This window comes from Nicoliella sp. ESL1120 (assembly GCF_058508515.1).
In genome coordinates this window covers 1-16,785 of record NZ_CP196384.1, presented here as the reverse complement: position 1 = coordinate 16,785, position 16,785 = coordinate 1, and the positions used below count along the sequence as shown (strand labels likewise).

Below are 16,785 nucleotides of genomic sequence, written 5' to 3'. Positions count from 1 at the left end.
CGTTTTAGTTTTAAACCTTATCTAAAGCCTGCTTCAAATCTGCGATTAAATCATCTGCATTTTCAATTCCAATTGAAATCCGAATCAGATCTGGAGTCACCCCAGCTGCTTTGAGTTGTTCATCATTCAACTGCGCATGGGTAGTTGAAGCGGGATGAATAATTAATGACTTTGCATCAGCCACATTTGCCAACAATGAGAATAACTGAAGGTGACTGATCAATTCCTTCCCTGCTTTTTCACCATCGGTCAAGCCGATCGTAAAGATTGAACCAACACCCTTAGGAAAGTACTTTTCAGCAAGCTTGTGGTACTTACTATCCTTTAGGGCTGGATACTTGATCCAAGCGACCTTTGGATGATGGGCTAAGAAGTCCACCACTTTTTCGGTGTTCTCAACGTGTCTTTGGACCCGCAATGATAGCGATTCTAATCCTTGTAATAACAAGAAAGAGTTGAAAGGACTAATCGTTGCTCCGAGGTCCCGCAATGTTTCTGCACGCACCTTGGTAGTGAACGCAGCACCCTTCAAATCAGCGAAAACAAGGCCATTGTATTGATCGTTGGGTTCGGTGAATCCAGGGTACTTACCACTCGCTTTGTAATCAAACTTACCATTTTCAACGATAACTCCACCCATTGTCGTTCCATGGCCACCAATGAATTTAGTCGCAGAGTGTACGACCACGTCAGCACCATGTTCTAATGGTTGAACCAAGTATGGGGTACCAAAGGTATTATCAACAATGAATAAAATCTTATTATCATGGGCAATTTTGGCAATTGCTTCAAAATCGACTAAATTAATATTGGGGTTACCAATACTTTCCACGTAAACCGCCTTTGTTTTAGGGGTAATTGCCTTAGCGAAGTTTTCTGGATCATCTGGATCTACAAAGTGCGTCGTAATACCTAGCTTAGGAAGGGTGACCGCAAATAAATCATAGGTGCCACCATAAAGGGTACTGGCAGAGACGATTTCATCGCCTTGCCCCGCAATATTTAAAATTGCAGCTGTAATGGCTGCGGAACCAGTTGCTAGGGTAACCCCTGACGTTCCATTTTCAAGGGCGGCCACTCTTTTATCAACTACGTCGGTCGTAGGGTTGGTAAGCCGCGTATAAATGTTTCCTGGTTCTTTCAAGCCAAATCGATCGGCTGCTTGTTTGGCATCCTTGAATACAAATGAAGTGGTTTGGTAAATTGGAACTGCTCTAGCTCCTGTTTCTTGATCTACCACTTGTCCTGCATGAACCTGAAGCGTTTCAAAGTGCAATTTTTTTTCTGTCATATTCTAATTCCTCGCTTTCAATTAAATCAATCCAGTTTTGATATAGTTGGATACTGCTATTTTGCCAAGTGTTATTGATCTGGTGAACCCGATCATAATAATTTGCTGGTGCATCGATCGCTGAATGTTTTGCTAGGTCCCGATGGTATTCTGCATCCAAGGTATCTAAGCTATATTCAGGGTGGCCGCTTAAATACGTTTGCCTTTTTTCATCGGAATGCAAAATCAATGGGCCAGTGAAGCGATTATCAGCAGCAATGGTCAATCCTGCTGGGAGTGCATTGCGGTCGATCACTGATTGAGAATGTCTTGATTGGGGATTTATGAATCGAACTAAGTTATTACACAATCTACATTTATCATCAATGCTACTAGCTTGATAGATTCCAAATAACTTTTGCTTTAGTTCAATCTTTGGAATTCCAAAATCGGAGTACAACGCAGCCTGACAAGCCCAGCATTCGTTAATGGTTTGCTGAACATGTTTAGATGCCCAACGCTTGATTTCTAAAAATTCTTCCCAGTAATCAACATCTTCAAAGTTAATCTGTTCAACGGGGGCTCCAGTAACAATCAATCCATCGTAGTAGTTATTACAAACCTGCTGCAGACTACAATAACACTTGGCAACCTGTCCTTGATCAACCGTCTTAAAATGATGGGTCCGTGGGTACAAGAAAGTTACTTCAATATCTTGTTTCAATGAATTCAGGATATTCAAAAATTGCCATTCAGTTGTTTTTTTGGTCGGCATTAAATTTAAAATCAATACTTTCAATGGTTGATCTAATTTTTGATTGTTCCATTCATGATCATTTTTTAAAAATCCATTCTTAACGTTAACTGCCATTGCGATTTCCTCCCTTTCAAATAAAAAAAGCACCCCTAGAATTCGAAAAATTAATTTCAAACTCTAGGGGCGCTCTATGTAGTACGCGGTACCACCCTATATTAACTAGTCATATTGACTAATCATCTCCGGACACTGTAGTAGCTATCCTTCAACACTTTAACGGGTGTTAAGTCGTAAATGGCTCATTATCAAACTCACCACTTAAAATTACTCCAAGACCATCTTCAACACCAATTGAAATCCCTAATCTCATCAAACAAGGGTCTCTGTTAAAATCAACTTAGTGTTTACTCATCTTTTCTCAGTAACCTTTAATTAATATGTTAAAGATATAATAATCCGTTTAATATTGAATGTCAACAACAAAAATAAATTTTTTTAAGCTTAATTTTACATTAATAACGTATAACCAAATGATCGGTAATGGCTTGTTTCTTTTTAAAGTCAATGCTGTCATGTGAATAAACGGGATATTAATCTCAAATATCACTTACTTTTTATAATTATCAACGCTATATATTAAAGCATCTGGAGTTAGGATCACATAAGTTAAAACTAACCATTATAGGTTCAATTCAAACGCAAGCTGTTTTTGATTTCCATCGTAAACAACCCAAATAATGCCACGGTATTCAAAGCCAAACCGCTTTCCCAATTCTTGCATTCGTTTATTAACGGGTCTGGTATCAAAGCGAACGTTACGATACCCCTTCATTACCGAAACGGTAATGAAATTAGAAAGTAAGTACGAGCCCAAATGCATACCATGGTATTGGCTCGCAATTGCAATTCTATGGATAGTGGTATATTGCTCAGCAGGACGACTCCAACTGCCATCAATTTCTTGATAAATTGGTTCGTCCACCGTCATCAGATATGCTGTTCCAGCAACGTTTCCATCAACAATTAAAACATAGCTAGACTCACTGTCGATATCTTATAGCAGTGTTTCACGATTCGGATACCCGTTTTACCATTGATCACTACCATCTGCTTTTAGCAATTCCCGTGCTTCTTCAATAATTGATGTAACTTGATCTAAATCAGTGTCTCTAGCAACCATTAAGTAAATTTCAGCCATTATATTTCCTCCTTAAAATAAAAAAGTGCGCATTGAAAAGATGGAAAATTGATTCCAGTCGTTTCAACGGCACTGTTTATTGAGTTACGCCTGCACATACCAATATTTAAATATTTTTAGTGTAGAACATTATTTTCTAAAATGGTATTAACAGCGGCTTCAATTTGAATTTTGGCAATATCAAAGGTCGCAACTGGTAAATCGGTTGGTTTAATAATGAGCGGTAACTCGGTGCATCCCAGAATCACCCCATCCAATTCATCGTCTATGATTAGCTGATCAATCATTTGAGTTAATTGCATTTTGGTATCTTGATTAACAATCCCATTTTCTAACTCACTTATAATTTTTAAGTGTAACCAATTTTGTTCATCATGGCTTGGCAAGTAAATTTTAATTCCTGAATCTGTGAACGGCTTGCTAAAAAAATCGTTATTCATTGTAAACTTAGTTCCCAGTAATAATAGTCGGTGTAAATTTAGTTGCTTAGCTCGAGTTAAAGAAGTATCTACGATGCTTAGCAACGGCAATTTAGTTCGTGCCTGAATCTGCTTGAAAGCAATGTGAGGAGTATTGCCGCACATCAATCCAAAGTCGGCTCCCGATTGTTTTAAATAATCAGCAGCGCTACTCACGTAATCTGCAACTTGATTTATTTGATTGGCATCTAATAACTTGAACATATGATACATATTGATGCTTTCAATTGTGATTTCTGGTAACGATTGGGTACTCCCAATCTTTTCCTGGTAGCCCTTAATGATATCATTATAATATCGAATGGTTGCTTCAGGCCCAATCCCACCAATAATTCCTAATTTTTTCATTTTGATTTCCTCCGTTAGTTAATGTAACAATCACTTATTACTAAGTTGTTTAATTAATTGTAAAAATAATCCCATAAATTAGATTAGTATGAATTAAAAATTACCTTTTCCACCTTATAACGAAATACATCTTCTGTATTATATAAACAATCTGATGTATCCAGAATAAGAAAATTCAAATGGAATCATCATATTAGCTGAAACATCGCAGCCTTTAACTAATAATTTAATACTGTGTTCTTTTGAATATGATTTTAGCATAGTAAAGAGATCCTTTTAATAATAATCATTCCTGAAAGGCCACAACATAAGTCTGTATTATTATCATATGATCAAAGAAAATTGCGATTTAAAATATTTATATATCAATAAAAAAAGACCTGAAAATAAAATTACAGGTCTTAATTATATCAATTTTGATATCTATTTATGTGGGTAAAACTATGGGATAACTTAAAATTAAATCGAGCAATATGTGGTGTTACTATGTCATGTTACTATGTGATTTGTGTATATTTATTATTCTAATTGTTGTGCTTATACTTGCGCATTAATTCAACCATGTGGACTTCATTTACGATAAATTCATGGGTGCGACAAACGTAGTCATTTTCCCGACCAATTTCAGCAATATAGCCATTGATGTAGTCCACTTCTGTCGGGCGACCCTTGGAGAAGTCTTGATACATAGAAGGATAATGATATTTGAATTGATGACTAGTGGTCGTAACAGAATCAATTTGTTCTTGACGAGTCTCGATCATTTGAATGCCAGCTCGTTCACAGGCATCGAAAGATTCATTAAATAGTTGCGTTGCCATTTCTGGCACCTTCGGATATTCAATAAATTGCCCCATTTGAAGTTCGAACATGGTACAAAGGGTATTCACAACCGCGTTGTAAACAACCTTGGACATACACATGCCCTTCCATTCCTTGGCCATTACAGGGCCTAATTTAGCAGCCTTGAAATCTTCAAATACTTGCTTAGTGGTTTCGTCAGCTGGTTCATTATCGTAAGGTGCCATGTGCATGACTTCCCCGTCAACGGGACCCATAAAATCAACATCTGCAGGAGCATCCATTCGAGTAGCAATCATTGCAGTTCCACAGATGATTTTATCACGATCAAAAAACTTTTCGATTTTTTCAAAATGACCCATTCCGTTCATCGCCGAGAATGCGTATTGATCACGGTGAAAAATTCCTGCTGCATTATCACGTTCTAGTTCTTCTTCTAGCTGCATTTGTTTTTTAAAGATAATCCAAACGTCTGGATGACCAGTGTATTCTTCTGGATAATAAATGTTGATTGGGACAATATGTTGATTTTCATGATCACGGGCAACCTTTACGCCACCTTGTTCACGAACTTTTGTAACGTTTGGTTCCCAAGTATCGATAAAATCAACATCAATTCCTGCGTTTTCTTGCATCATTACTCCGTAACGATAACCCATTGCACCTGCACCAATAAATCCATATTTCATATCATCTATCCCCTTTATTGTATGTATGAACTAAAAAACGCCCTCCAGAAAAATTCTGAAGGACGTTTTAAAACGTGGTACCACCTATCTTCAAGCCATATTGGCTCCTCTTTTCGGATTGTAATAATCCTAATCACTTTAATGGGTGATGACCAGTTCGCCTCGAAAAGCAAACAATGTTTTTGAATCGATCTTTAAGAAATTAGAATTTAATGCCCTCCCATCAAACGGCACTTGCTTAGTAAATCTAATATCCGAATCCATCGAATCAATCAGTTCATTTATTGATTGGTGATAGTATACCTTGAAATAAATGAGGATGTCAACAACTTTTTAATTTATTTCTAATTTACTTTTTAATTACTACTCTAAAAAGCTGATTTAAAAACCTTCACGCATGCATAGTAAAATATGAAGACGATTAACTATTATTAATAATTTATTATAACTAATTTATTTTAATGATTAATTCATGGATGAAAAAAGGAGACAAGCAAAGATTAATTGCTTGTCTCCCTCTGATTATTTAACCTTTAATTTACCATTCTGAATTTCACTAGCACCAAAGATGTTCTTAGTAGCATCCCAAATTCGCTGAGCTACCTCAGGCTTGTTCATCGTATATAAATGAATTCCATCTACCCCTTGAGAAACTAGATCAACAATTTGATCAATTGCATAAGCAATCCCAGCATCCCGTAGTGCAATTTTGTTATCAGCGTAACGGTTCATCATTTTTTTGAACTTTTCTGGAACTGGAACCCCTGAAATTTGGGTAATCCGTTCAATCTGGTTCTTACTGGTACAAGGCATAATCCCCGCTTCAACTGGAACATTAATCCCAGCTAATGCTAATTTTTCTTGAAAATCATAGAAGTGATTATTATCGAAAAATAATTGAGAAATTAGATGATCGCTCCCTGATTCAATTTTTAACTTTAAATGATTGATATCATCAACAAATGAAGTGGCTTCTTGATGGCATTCTGGATAACACGCACTCGCAATATTGATATTAGGATACTTTTCATGCACATATGAAATTAGATCACTAGCATGGTTAAATACTCCCCGTGGTGATAAACCTGGAATCGCATCACCACGTAAAGCTAAAATGTTATCAACGTTAATTGATTGGAGCCGTTGAATTAGCTGATCGACTTGAGTCTGATCTTGATATAAACCCGGCACATGCGCCATTGCTGGAATATTGAGATGATTTTGGATTAGATTAACTACGGCCACCGTCCCATCGCTTTGGGCAGAACCACCCGCTCCTAAAGTCACTGATATAAAATCAGGATTAACTTCTTTTAAAGCCGTCAAGGTCGGTAATATCGTTTCCACGGAAGAATATTTCTTAGGTGGAAAGACTTCAAGTGAAAACACAGTTTTGTGTTTAAAAAGATCAGCTATGTTCATAAATGCTCCCCCTTACTACTTTGGTTGCTTCAACCATGTTCTTTAAGCTATCAAACGATTCTTGTTCTGAACGCGTCTTTAACCCACAATCTGGGTTGATCCAAATCTTATCAACTGGTAACTTGCTAATAATTTGTTGAATTAAACCTTGGATTTCATCCTCGGATGGAATTCGTGGTGAATGAATATCATAAACCCCAGGTCCCACTTCAGTTTGGAAATTATCATCAACTAATTCGTCGATTAACGTGAAGTCGGCACGGGAAGCTTCGAATGAGATCACATCAGCATCTAGGTTATCGATGGCTCTTAAGATGTCACCAAATTCGCTGTAGCACATATGCGTATGAATTTGGGTACTTTCTTGGACACCACTGTGGACCAATCTAAATGCTGGCACTGCCCAATCAAGATATTCTTTGTACCAGTCAGACTTACGAAGTGGTAAGTTTTCACGAAGCGCTGGTTCATCAATTTGAATGATCTTGATGTCGTTCTTTTCAAGGTCTAGCACTTCATCTCTTAATGCTAGTGAGATTTGTGTAACCGTTTCTTTTCTGGCAATGTCTTCACGTGGGAATGACCAATTAAAGATGGTTACAGGACCAGTTAACATCCCTTTGACCCACTTATCAGTCAGCTTGTTTGCATAAACTGAATCTTCAACGGTAATAGGTGCGTTTCTACTAATGTCTCCCCAGATGATTGGTGGTTTTACTCCACGGGTTCCGTATGATTGCACCCAACCATTTTGGGTAAATACGAATCCATCTAGTTTTTCACCAAAGTATTCAACCATGTCATTTCGTTCGTATTCACCATGGACTAATACATCTAAACCTAAGTCTTCTTGAATTTTAATAATTCGAGCAATTTTATCACGGTTAAATTGATCGTATTGTTCACGAGTGATTTCGTTGTGTCTAAACTTCCGACGGTTGGCACGAACGTCAGCAGTTTGTGGGAAAGATCCAATTGTCGTGGTAGGTAAAATTGGTAACTTAAATTCAGCTTTTTGAACTTTTTCACGTTCACTTCTTTTAGGGAGACGGGTGTAATCTGAATCACTCAAAGCGTTGATTCGATCGTGAACTGCTGAATTGAATGGATGTTTAACGTTTTTGAATAATGATTCATTCTTAGCTAATAGGTCGGCGCCTTCAGCATCTTTGTTCACGATATGGTCTAAGTCAACTAATTCAGCTAACTTTTCAATGGCAAATGCTAAGTGTTGTTTAACGTCGCCAGTTAATTTATCTTCATTGGCTGCTGAATATGGAACGTGCAGTAATGAACATGAAGTGCTTAATACGATTGGTGCATCGGTTTTGATTTGATCTAGTAACGCTAAAGTATGGTCATATTCGTTTCGCCAAATGTTTTTACCATTCACAACCCCTGCAAAGAGGTGCTTGTCAGCTGGGAAACCATGTTGCTTAATTAATTCGATATTTTGATGACCTTCTAAGAAATCTAACCCGATTCCATAGAATGGCTTGTTAATTATGTCTTCATAAACGTCGCGAATATCACCAAAGTAATTTTGGAGGATCACATTGACCCCAGCAGCGTTAGCTAAGATTGCATCGTATAATTGATCAAAGACAGCCTTTTCATCTGCATCAACATCAAAGGAGAGTGCTGGTTCGTCAATTTGCAAGAATTTAACGCCTTCACCGTTTAGCTTAGAAAGCAATTCTTGGTAAGCTTCGATCAATGGTTGTACGAATTGACTTGGCTTCGTGCCATCAAGGAAGCGGGATAATTTCAAGAGTGTATAAGGTCCCACGATAACGGCCTTAGGATCAATGCCAAATTCCTTAGCTTCTTTAATTTCATCGAATAACTTATTGCCAATTAACTTAACGTCAGTGTCCTTAGTAAATTCAGGAACGATGTAGTGGTAGTTAGTGTTGAACCATTTCTTCATTGGTAATGCACGAACGGTTTCACCATCAGCTTGGTAACCACGCGCTTGAGCAAAATATTCGTCTAATTCTGAAACGTCTAAGTCACGGTACCGCTTGGAAACGATGTTCAATGAAACCGCCGTGTCCAATAAATTATCAAAAAATGAAAAGTCACCAACGGGAATTAAATCAATTCCGGCATCTTTTTGAGCTTGCCAGTGAGCAACTTTAATTGCATGTGCTTTTGCCAATAATTCTGATTGATCGATTTGGTGCTTCCAGTAATGTTCAGTAGCAAACTTTAGTTCACGATGTTCCCCAATTCTTGGAAATCCGATAATTGTTTTTGTCATATGCTAAAACCCCTTAGATTTGTATTTACATAAATTGATTAAAAACGTGCATAAAAAAACGCCCCTAGACAAACAGCTTTTCTTCTGCTTGTCTAGGGGCGCATTATATGTACGCGGTACCACCCTACTTCAGTTAGTCAAGATTGGACTAACCCTCAATAAGTACACTCAACGATAGCTATACTCAAACATTTTAACGGTTGTTAATCGTAGTCAGCTTATTATCTATAACTCACCGACTATGTGGTTACTCCAAGACCATCTTCACTAGCCGCTTACATACCACTTCTCAACAACGTGGCTTTCTGTGATGCTTACAACTAATTACTCATCTTTTCTCAGTAACTTTTAATAATTTATGTTGAACCTATAATATTCCTTTTATTTTGTTTTGTCAAACTAAAATGCAAAAATAATTAAAAAAATTCTACTAAATGAATTTAGTAGAATTTAAAATGAGTATTAATACTTATGACGATAATAGTAACTTGGCCTGTAATAGTGAGTTCGATCACTGTAGCTATGGCGATAACGATAATGTTGATAAACCTTATGGGCTGCATATGCTCCCGCAAAATAACCTAAGGTAGAACGGTGCCGCCGATATTGATGATAGCTACCACTTGATGAATAATCGCTATCGTCATGAAAGGTTGGCGCTCCAGCTGGTGTTGGGACTGTCATCGAATGGTCGATCGTGGAACGCCCAGTTGCATAGTCAAATGAAACCCCTGGTTGAACATTAAACAAGTAAACGTTAAAGTTTAAGGAACCATCAGTCGAAATCGCTTGTAGGTGCACCCCACGAGCCATTAATTCAGACCCCCGAAAGATTGGTTGAACTTGATAAACCACTTTTTGACCCTCTCTTAGGGCTGAACGAACCTGTGATTCATAAATGGTCTGCACCCGTTGATTACTAAATGCCGTTTGCGTAAATAAATTTTTAGGGTTATTTTGATCCCCTGACTGATCATTCGGATTATAGGAACCATCAATCGAAATTCCCTTTGAAAGACTATATGCAATCATATGCCCACGATTAATAATTGCCTCGTTATTAATAAACTTTTGGTGCCATCCAGTAGGATAAACTGTTTGCGTAGTTCTCAATGAATCATTAGCAACATTGCGACTTTCCAAATAGGCAGTATTAGCCGAAGAGGTTCGATTCAAATCATCTAAATTAGCATAACTGATATGATTACTGGTCCAATCGCTTGCCTTTAGGGTACTTTGCCCTCCATTTACATTTATGTAAGCAGCATCGCCACTATGATAATTCTTAGCTGCTAGTTCAGCAACAATTCCTTTATCATTATTATCTTTAGCCTTCTTTTTAACATGAACGGCTTTTTTATGGACAGTGGCTTTCTTTTCAGCATTAGAATGACTAGTGGCTGAATTTGATTCACTACTATTTGATGAACTATGTTCAACTTGACTACTTTGTTGACTGATACTTTGTTGACTGCTACTTTTTTCATCACCATTTGATAAATTACCAATAAAGCCCATTGCCAAAAAGAATGCAAATATAATTCCTATCCATTTCCATTTTTTATGCATTTTTATCACTCCCTTTATTCATATATGATTATTAAATATTTTTTAAGATTATTCAACAAAAAATAGCACCCAAAATAAATTTGAGTACTATTTTTATAATAATTAAATTAAACTGAACTAGAATGAACCATGCATTGCCATGATTTCATCAGGACGAAGCGCGATTAAATAACCAGTTCCATTACTACTAAAGAACATCCCTTCAAATTCACGATCTGATGCAGCATGAATATATTTAATATCTGACTTAGAAAGATTATTTAACTTGCTAGCGGGGGCTGAAACGATACTTCCATCAGAAATAAAGTAAAGCCGATCATTAGCTGGGTTGTAAGCAAAGCCTTGTGGAATTGCTCCAGCAGAATGTCTGATTGCACTCTTCATTAAGTCGAAGTGAACACCCTTAGTGGAAATCGTTCCACGATAAATCTTGTAAGCACCTTGAGGAACACTACCCCCACCACTCTTAACATAAGTATAAGCACGTCCATACTTATCAAAAGTTAAGTTGTTATCAATGGAACTACCATTGGTGGAGAACTTAAATTGAACCTTATTAGTTGGTGTTAATGAGCTTTTACTAATTAATTCGGCAGATGCACTGGTAGCAGAACCACGAGCAATGTTTAGGAACCATAATTGATTAGTCTTTGGGTTATATGATAGGGATTGACCATGACCACCCCTAAAGGTAGGTCCTACTTTAATCGCATCTGCAGAAAAGACGTTGTTTTTTAGCTTGCTAGTATCATAACGAACAATGTAGTCATTAGCATCATTATCGCTTTCACTACGATTTTGATTGTACATTGCATATAAATACTTACCAACTAAAACAGCACTCTGTGGGGAACCTTGACTAGTCATCAAGAACGCAGTGGTAGTAAAACTAACACCAGTAGCACCAGCATTCACAGCAATATGGTTAAGTCTACCCTGATCATTCAATTGATTTTTACCATAACTATACTTTGGTAAGCTTCTTGTTATGTTAGGATTTTGAACTACATTGACTTTTGGAATACTAGTAACAGCAGTCTGCTTTTGATTATATGTAGACATTGCATTTGCAGAAGTAGCACCAATGCTAGAAAATAAGACAACTGCTGCTAAAGCCGTTGCCCATTTTGAAAATTTCATAATTAACAACTCCAGTATTAAATTTTTAACTTAAAAAAAGTTAAATAATAAACTAATTACATTGTATCATAATCTATTTTTACTTAAAACAATTTTATAAATTCCAATCAAAAAACCCCAATTTCTGAATAATAATCAGAAATTGGGATTTTTATTTTAACTATATAAAACGAACAAATTTTTTATTACTAGTCAAATATTTACCATGACCAACATAGAACCTAGTTAAACTTTTATATTTAACTACTTTACTTACGTGAATTTTAGTACCAGGACGATAATAAGTGCCCTTTAAATTGAATGCTTTATCAGGGTGTAATCGCGCTCCCTTAGGATTAATTACTTTCACCGTTTTATTATCAGATTGATCATAATCTTGATCTTGATAATAAGCGTTTTTAATAAAATCACGATTTGCAGTAATGTATCCATTATCATGATAAATCGCATTTGTTAAATGATTTTGAACATAATAACGAACTAACCCATTTTCAGAAAGTGAGATGCGTTTAACCTTGAACTCATGAATCTGATTCCGCTTAGCTTTAGCAAACCGTTTGATTCTACTTACCCTGGTAAAAGTAGGTTGTGAATATACATAAAGCGTTTTTTGATTATAAACGTAGATTGGTTTTTTACGTAGTTTCTCATTAAAGGCCTTAATATAACCATTTTTATAACCTATTGACTTACCAGCGAGTGATTCTACCGCAAGTGAATCATGATTAGCGGCAGCTTCACCCTTAGCATAATCAGAACGATAAGTGGAATGCCCTAATGAATAAGCTTTTGCATAATCAAGTTGATAAATTGTAGATAATCCAGCAAAGTCTTGCTTAGCCTTTTTACCACTGGTTCCATCTTTATAGCCGTTATAACCAGCTTGATAAGCATCCTCATTTACCATTTCGGGGTCCTTAGCAAAGCCAATCTTAGCATCAGAAACACCATTTTGATAAAGATCATTGTTATAAACACTAGTAGCTGAATTCAAATTAGATAAGATCGCATTTGATGCTAACACAAGGGTTGCATAATCAGATGCTGCCCGACTAGCTGCTGAACTAGCAGTAGAATTTGCCGAGCTAATCAAACTATTTGCATTGGCAGCGGTACTAGCTGCACTTTGGGCTACCGATGCATTCACACTTGCTAACGCAACGAATTGACTTCCTTGCGTAATATCGCCACTCGCAAATGCAGCAGAAGCAGCAACATTGGCGCTGCTAGCGGCTTGATTAGCACTGTTTGCAGTTTGAACGGCATTAGATACAGTTTGAACCGCTGTACTTGCAATTTGTGCTGCTGAGTTAGCTTGACTAAATGCAACTGAAATATCCTGTGATACAGAATTACCATTGATCATTGCTGAACTAACGGCATCTGCATAACTATTTAGTAAACTATTATCAGGATCCTTAGCGATCATGCTAGCAACCTTACTATTATTCAATCCATTTTGTTGAGCATTCGAATTAGCAATACTTGATGTCAAGCTAGTGTTATTAGCATAACTAGACGCAATGTTTGCAATCGAACTTATGGCTAAGCTAGTCATTGCAGCAGATTGATTAGCCTGGCTAGCAATAATTGCATATGATGCCGCATTATTATTTATACTTATATTTTCCTTCGCAGCAGCATTAGCACTACTTGCAATTGAAAGGGCGGAACTTAAAACTGTTGATGCAGAACTCATTATTACTAATGCAGAACTAGCTACTGAATTAGCACTAGCAACGGTTGATTCCGCAATCACTGCATTGCTGGCATATGAACTAGCTAAAATAGCAGCTGATGAAGCAGCAGAATTAAGCTGACTAGCAGATGTAGAATTCCCTAAACTAGCAGCACTCTTGGCAGCGCTAGCGGCACTACTTGCAATTGAAGCTGCAACAGAAGCAGCGGCATTATTAGATGAAACGTTTTGTTCTGCGGAACTAGCAATCACGTTCGCACTTTGGACTTGACTAGCAGCACTACTAGTAACTGAACTTGCTGAGCTGGCAGTTGATGCAGCCGAACTAGCAACCGATGCAGCTGAGGAGGCTACTGAGTTCTGTGGGTTATTAGATGCATTAACACTCGCTTGACTTGCAACTGCCGAAGCTTGCGTAGCGTTACTCTGAACCGCATTACTAATTGGCAGTGCTTGACTCGCAATGCTACTAGTGGCACTACTGTTAATTACGGCACCGCTATTCGCCCCACTAGCAATACTGGTTGCTGAATTAGCATTACTTTGGTAACTATTTGCTTGTGATACTGCGGAACTAGCAACAGAAACAGCTGAATTAGCGGTACTAGTTGCACTACTGATTGCATTAGCAGCACTGTTAGCAGATGATAAGGCACTATTTATAGCACTTGCCACCGAGTTCACGACACTACTTGCTGAAGATGCAACACTCGATGCTGATTGAACAACACTAGCTGCTGAATTAGCAGCACTAGTTGCACTATTTGCTTGCGAGGTCGCACTATTAGCAACACTGGTATCCCCTGCAGCAGCGGCACTCGATGCAATTGAAGCATAACTAGATGCTTGTGCGGCATTGCTGGAAACAATACTATTGGCTGAACTTGCAATTGTATTAGCATCACTAGCAACACTTTTTGCAGCTTGAGCAGTCGAATTTGACTGATCAGCCTGCGAACTCAAGGAGTTAATCGTCGACTGAGCTGCATTAGCAACTGAGTTAGCACTACTAATGACAGCATTAGTAGTATTAGAGCTAGTGATGCTATTAACTGCACTCGTGTTTGTACTTGCTTGACTAGCCACACTTGACATTGTTGAATTATTATTGCTTACGCTTGAAGCTACCTTACTAGTGATACTGTTTGTTGAACTAACAGTTGAAGCAACTGAGTTAGCGCTAAAAGCAATGCTATTAGCACTACTTGCATCTTTATTAGCGGTAGAAGAGGTCCCATCTTGAGCAACACTAGCTGACAATGCAGCAGATTCTGCATTAGAAAGAACTACATTTGCACTTTGAGCGGCAATCACGTCATTTGATGCTCTAACAGAAGCAGAAGATACAGTAATATTGGCACTAGAAGTTACCATTACTGCACTACTTGCAATGGCCATCAATGAATTGATTGAATCCGCGATTGAAGTAGCTGCTGAGTTCAAGCTATCTGCAGTACTTGAGTTCCCTAAAGCTGCATTTTGACTTGCTGAGTTCGCATAACTAGATATAATCAAACCAAGCGATTGAACTTCAGTATTAGCTGAACTGGCAATCATGGTATTTTGGTTCGCAATCACACTAGCAGATTGAGCTTGTTGGTTGGCAATTACAGCATCCGCAGCAGCAGAACTAACTATCGTTGCAGCAGATGAAGCAATTGAGTATGCAGATTTAACAATTGCATTACTTGGATGAGTAGATAATACCGATGTAACAGAGCTTAACATTGCAGAAGCTGCACCACTGTTTGAAGTTGCTAAACGATTAGAATCACTAGTTTGGCTAGCCGTAATTACTGCTTGACTACTTGTTTGTTGAGCTTGTTCAAGCCCTGAACTAACGCGAGCAGTTGCGCTGCTATTCGATTGAACGATTGCTGTTGCACTAGCAATTTCGGCATCTTCAACCTTTGCAGCTAAACTGGCAATGGTGAACTGATCAGTAGTAACTGAATTAGCAGATGATACATAATTAGCAGCATTATTAGCAGCAACATTGGCTGAACTAATCAAATTATTATAACTAGCAACTGCACTAGCTGCTAAGCTAGCATTGCGAGCATATGAGTTAGCAGTACTATTGCTAATAATCGCCTCAGAATTCAATGAGTCAGCAGTGGATTGAGAACCCAATTGAGCTGATACGATTGCAGCACTAGCAGCACTACTTGCCTGTTGAGCATTAAATTGAGCCAAGGAAGCATTTTGGCTTACTTGAACTACACTTGAAGCGGCATTATTAGCTAGTGATTGGGCAATCGAATTAGCACTAACAACCACATTATTTTCAGAAGTAGCAGTGCTAATTGCAGCAGCAACGCTTTTAGCTGCATTAATGATCACCGCATTACTGGTGTGAGCAGCTAACAACGAATTAACTGAACTGGAATTAACAATCGCATGGTTACTATTAACCGATGCAACGCTGGCAATGTTGCTAATATTTGTAACTAAGCTTAATCCATTAGCATTAGCCGAACTTGCAGGTGAGCTTGAAGCCGCAACACTCACTTGCATTTGCTGTGCTGAAGCAATTACTGAATTTGCATCATTAATTTCAGCATCTTGTATTTGAGCAGCAGACCGTGCTGAACTAACCGCATTCGACGCAACGCTAACAGCATTATTGGCAGATTGTGCCACACTATTGAGTTGGTTATTAGCAGAAATAATACTATCTTTGATAGTGTCAACAATAGCGACATATGAACTAGCTGCACTAAAATCATCACTAGCCATTTGCGAAGCATGCTGTGCCTGTGAAATTAGTGAATCAGCAACTGAACTATCCCCTATTTGTGCAGCACTGGCAGCGCTGACAACGTTTTGGGCTGCTAATGAAGCATTTGCAAGGGCATTTGCATTCGCTAAACTAGCTTGACTAGCTGCACTTTGAGCAGTGGCACTAGCAGATTGAACTTGTTGAGCAATCACAGAAGCAACTGAGCTAGCATCATTAGCAGTACTCATCGCCATATGAGCATCACTAGCAGCCTTAATCACTGCGGCATTACTTGCATATGATGAAAGCAATGAATTAACAGCCACATTAGCAGAAGCAATTGAATTACTATCATTATCGATGATGATTGCATTTGAACTAAGTGAAGAAACCGCTGAGCTTATTTGTCCATTTTCACTACTCAAAGC

9 protein-coding genes, 1 pseudogene and 1 other annotated feature are annotated in these 16,785 nt (G+C 37.9%); all 10 genes and pseudogenes read right to left on the bottom strand.

Annotation, left to right across the window (positions count from 1 at the left end):
• Positions 1 to 10: 10 nt before the first annotated feature.
• Entirely contained in the window at positions 11 to 1,291 is a 1,281-nt protein-coding gene (locus tag ACSYTE_RS06875; RefSeq protein ID WP_491717319.1) for an O-acetylhomoserine aminocarboxypropyltransferase/cysteine synthase family protein, read from the bottom strand.
• Positions 1,266 to 2,141: a homoserine O-acetyltransferase/O-succinyltransferase family protein gene (locus ACSYTE_RS06870; RefSeq protein ID WP_491717318.1), complete on the bottom strand. Its 876-nt coding sequence runs from the start codon at positions 2,139 to 2,141 to the stop codon at positions 1,266 to 1,268. Before ACSYTE_RS06870 ends, ACSYTE_RS06875 begins: the two co-directional genes overlap by 26 nt.
• Positions 2,142 to 2,706: 565 nt before the next feature.
• Positions 2,707 to 3,078 carry a GNAT family N-acetyltransferase gene (locus tag ACSYTE_RS06865; protein WP_491717667.1) on the bottom strand — a complete coding sequence of 124 codons (372 nt, stop codon included), beginning with the start codon at positions 3,076 to 3,078 and terminating at the stop codon, positions 2,707 to 2,709.
• Positions 3,079 to 3,341: 263 nt separating this feature from the next.
• Entirely contained in the window at positions 3,342 to 4,052 is a 711-nt protein-coding gene (locus tag ACSYTE_RS06860; RefSeq protein WP_491717317.1) for an aspartate/glutamate racemase family protein, read from the bottom strand.
• A 524-nt stretch (positions 4,053 to 4,576) separates the two neighbouring features.
• Positions 4,577 to 5,542 (bottom strand): ketopantoate reductase family protein, encoded by a 966-nt coding sequence (locus tag ACSYTE_RS06855; RefSeq protein ID WP_491717316.1) that lies wholly within the window; start codon positions 5,540 to 5,542, stop codon positions 4,577 to 4,579.
• Between the two features lie 522 nt (positions 5,543 to 6,064).
• Positions 6,065 to 6,964, bottom strand: coding sequence for a methylenetetrahydrofolate reductase [NAD(P)H] (gene metF, locus ACSYTE_RS06850; protein ID WP_491717315.1), 900 nt, complete (start codon positions 6,962 to 6,964; stop codon positions 6,065 to 6,067).
• Positions 6,951 to 9,227: a 5-methyltetrahydropteroyltriglutamate--homocysteine S-methyltransferase gene (gene metE, locus ACSYTE_RS06845; protein WP_491717314.1), complete on the bottom strand. Its 2,277-nt coding sequence runs from the start codon at positions 9,225 to 9,227 to the stop codon at positions 6,951 to 6,953. The genes metF and metE overlap by 14 nt, the downstream gene beginning before the upstream one ends.
• A gap of 91 nt (positions 9,228 to 9,318) precedes the next feature.
• Positions 9,319 to 9,576: a binding site (T-box leader), on the bottom strand.
• 320 nt (positions 9,577 to 9,896) lie between these two features.
• A pseudogene (locus tag ACSYTE_RS06840) lies at positions 9,897 to 10,688 on the bottom strand (DNA/RNA non-specific endonuclease); the annotation flags it as partial.
• Between the two features lie 225 nt (positions 10,689 to 10,913).
• Complete coding sequence (locus ACSYTE_RS06835; protein WP_491717313.1) at positions 10,914 to 11,936, bottom strand: hypothetical protein; 1,023 nt, start codon at positions 11,934 to 11,936, stop codon at positions 10,914 to 10,916.
• A gap of 160 nt (positions 11,937 to 12,096) precedes the next feature.
• Positions 12,097 to 16,785, bottom strand: a 4,689-nt coding sequence (locus tag ACSYTE_RS06830) for a DUF5776 domain-containing protein (protein ID WP_491717312.1), incomplete at its 5' end; no start/stop codon positions are given.

Coding starts and splice junctions, on each gene's coding strand:
- ACSYTE_RS06875 (WP_491717319.1), bottom strand. CDS start 1,291: ATGACAGAAAAAAAATTGCACTTTGAAACGCTTCAGGTTCATGCAGGA.
- ACSYTE_RS06870 (WP_491717318.1), bottom strand. CDS start 2,141: ATGGCAGTTAACGTTAAGAATGGATTTTTAAAAAATGATCATGAATGG.
- ACSYTE_RS06860 (WP_491717317.1), bottom strand. CDS start 4,052: ATGAAAAAATTAGGAATTATTGGTGGGATTGGGCCTGAAGCAACCATT.
- ACSYTE_RS06855 (WP_491717316.1), bottom strand. CDS start 5,542: ATGAAATATGGATTTATTGGTGCAGGTGCAATGGGTTATCGTTACGGA.
- metF (WP_491717315.1), bottom strand. CDS start 6,964: ATGAACATAGCTGATCTTTTTAAACACAAAACTGTGTTTTCACTTGAA.
- metE (WP_491717314.1), bottom strand. CDS start 9,227: ATGACAAAAACAATTATCGGATTTCCAAGAATTGGGGAACATCGTGAA.
- ACSYTE_RS06835 (WP_491717313.1), bottom strand. CDS start 11,936: ATGAAATTTTCAAAATGGGCAACGGCTTTAGCAGCAGTTGTCTTATTT.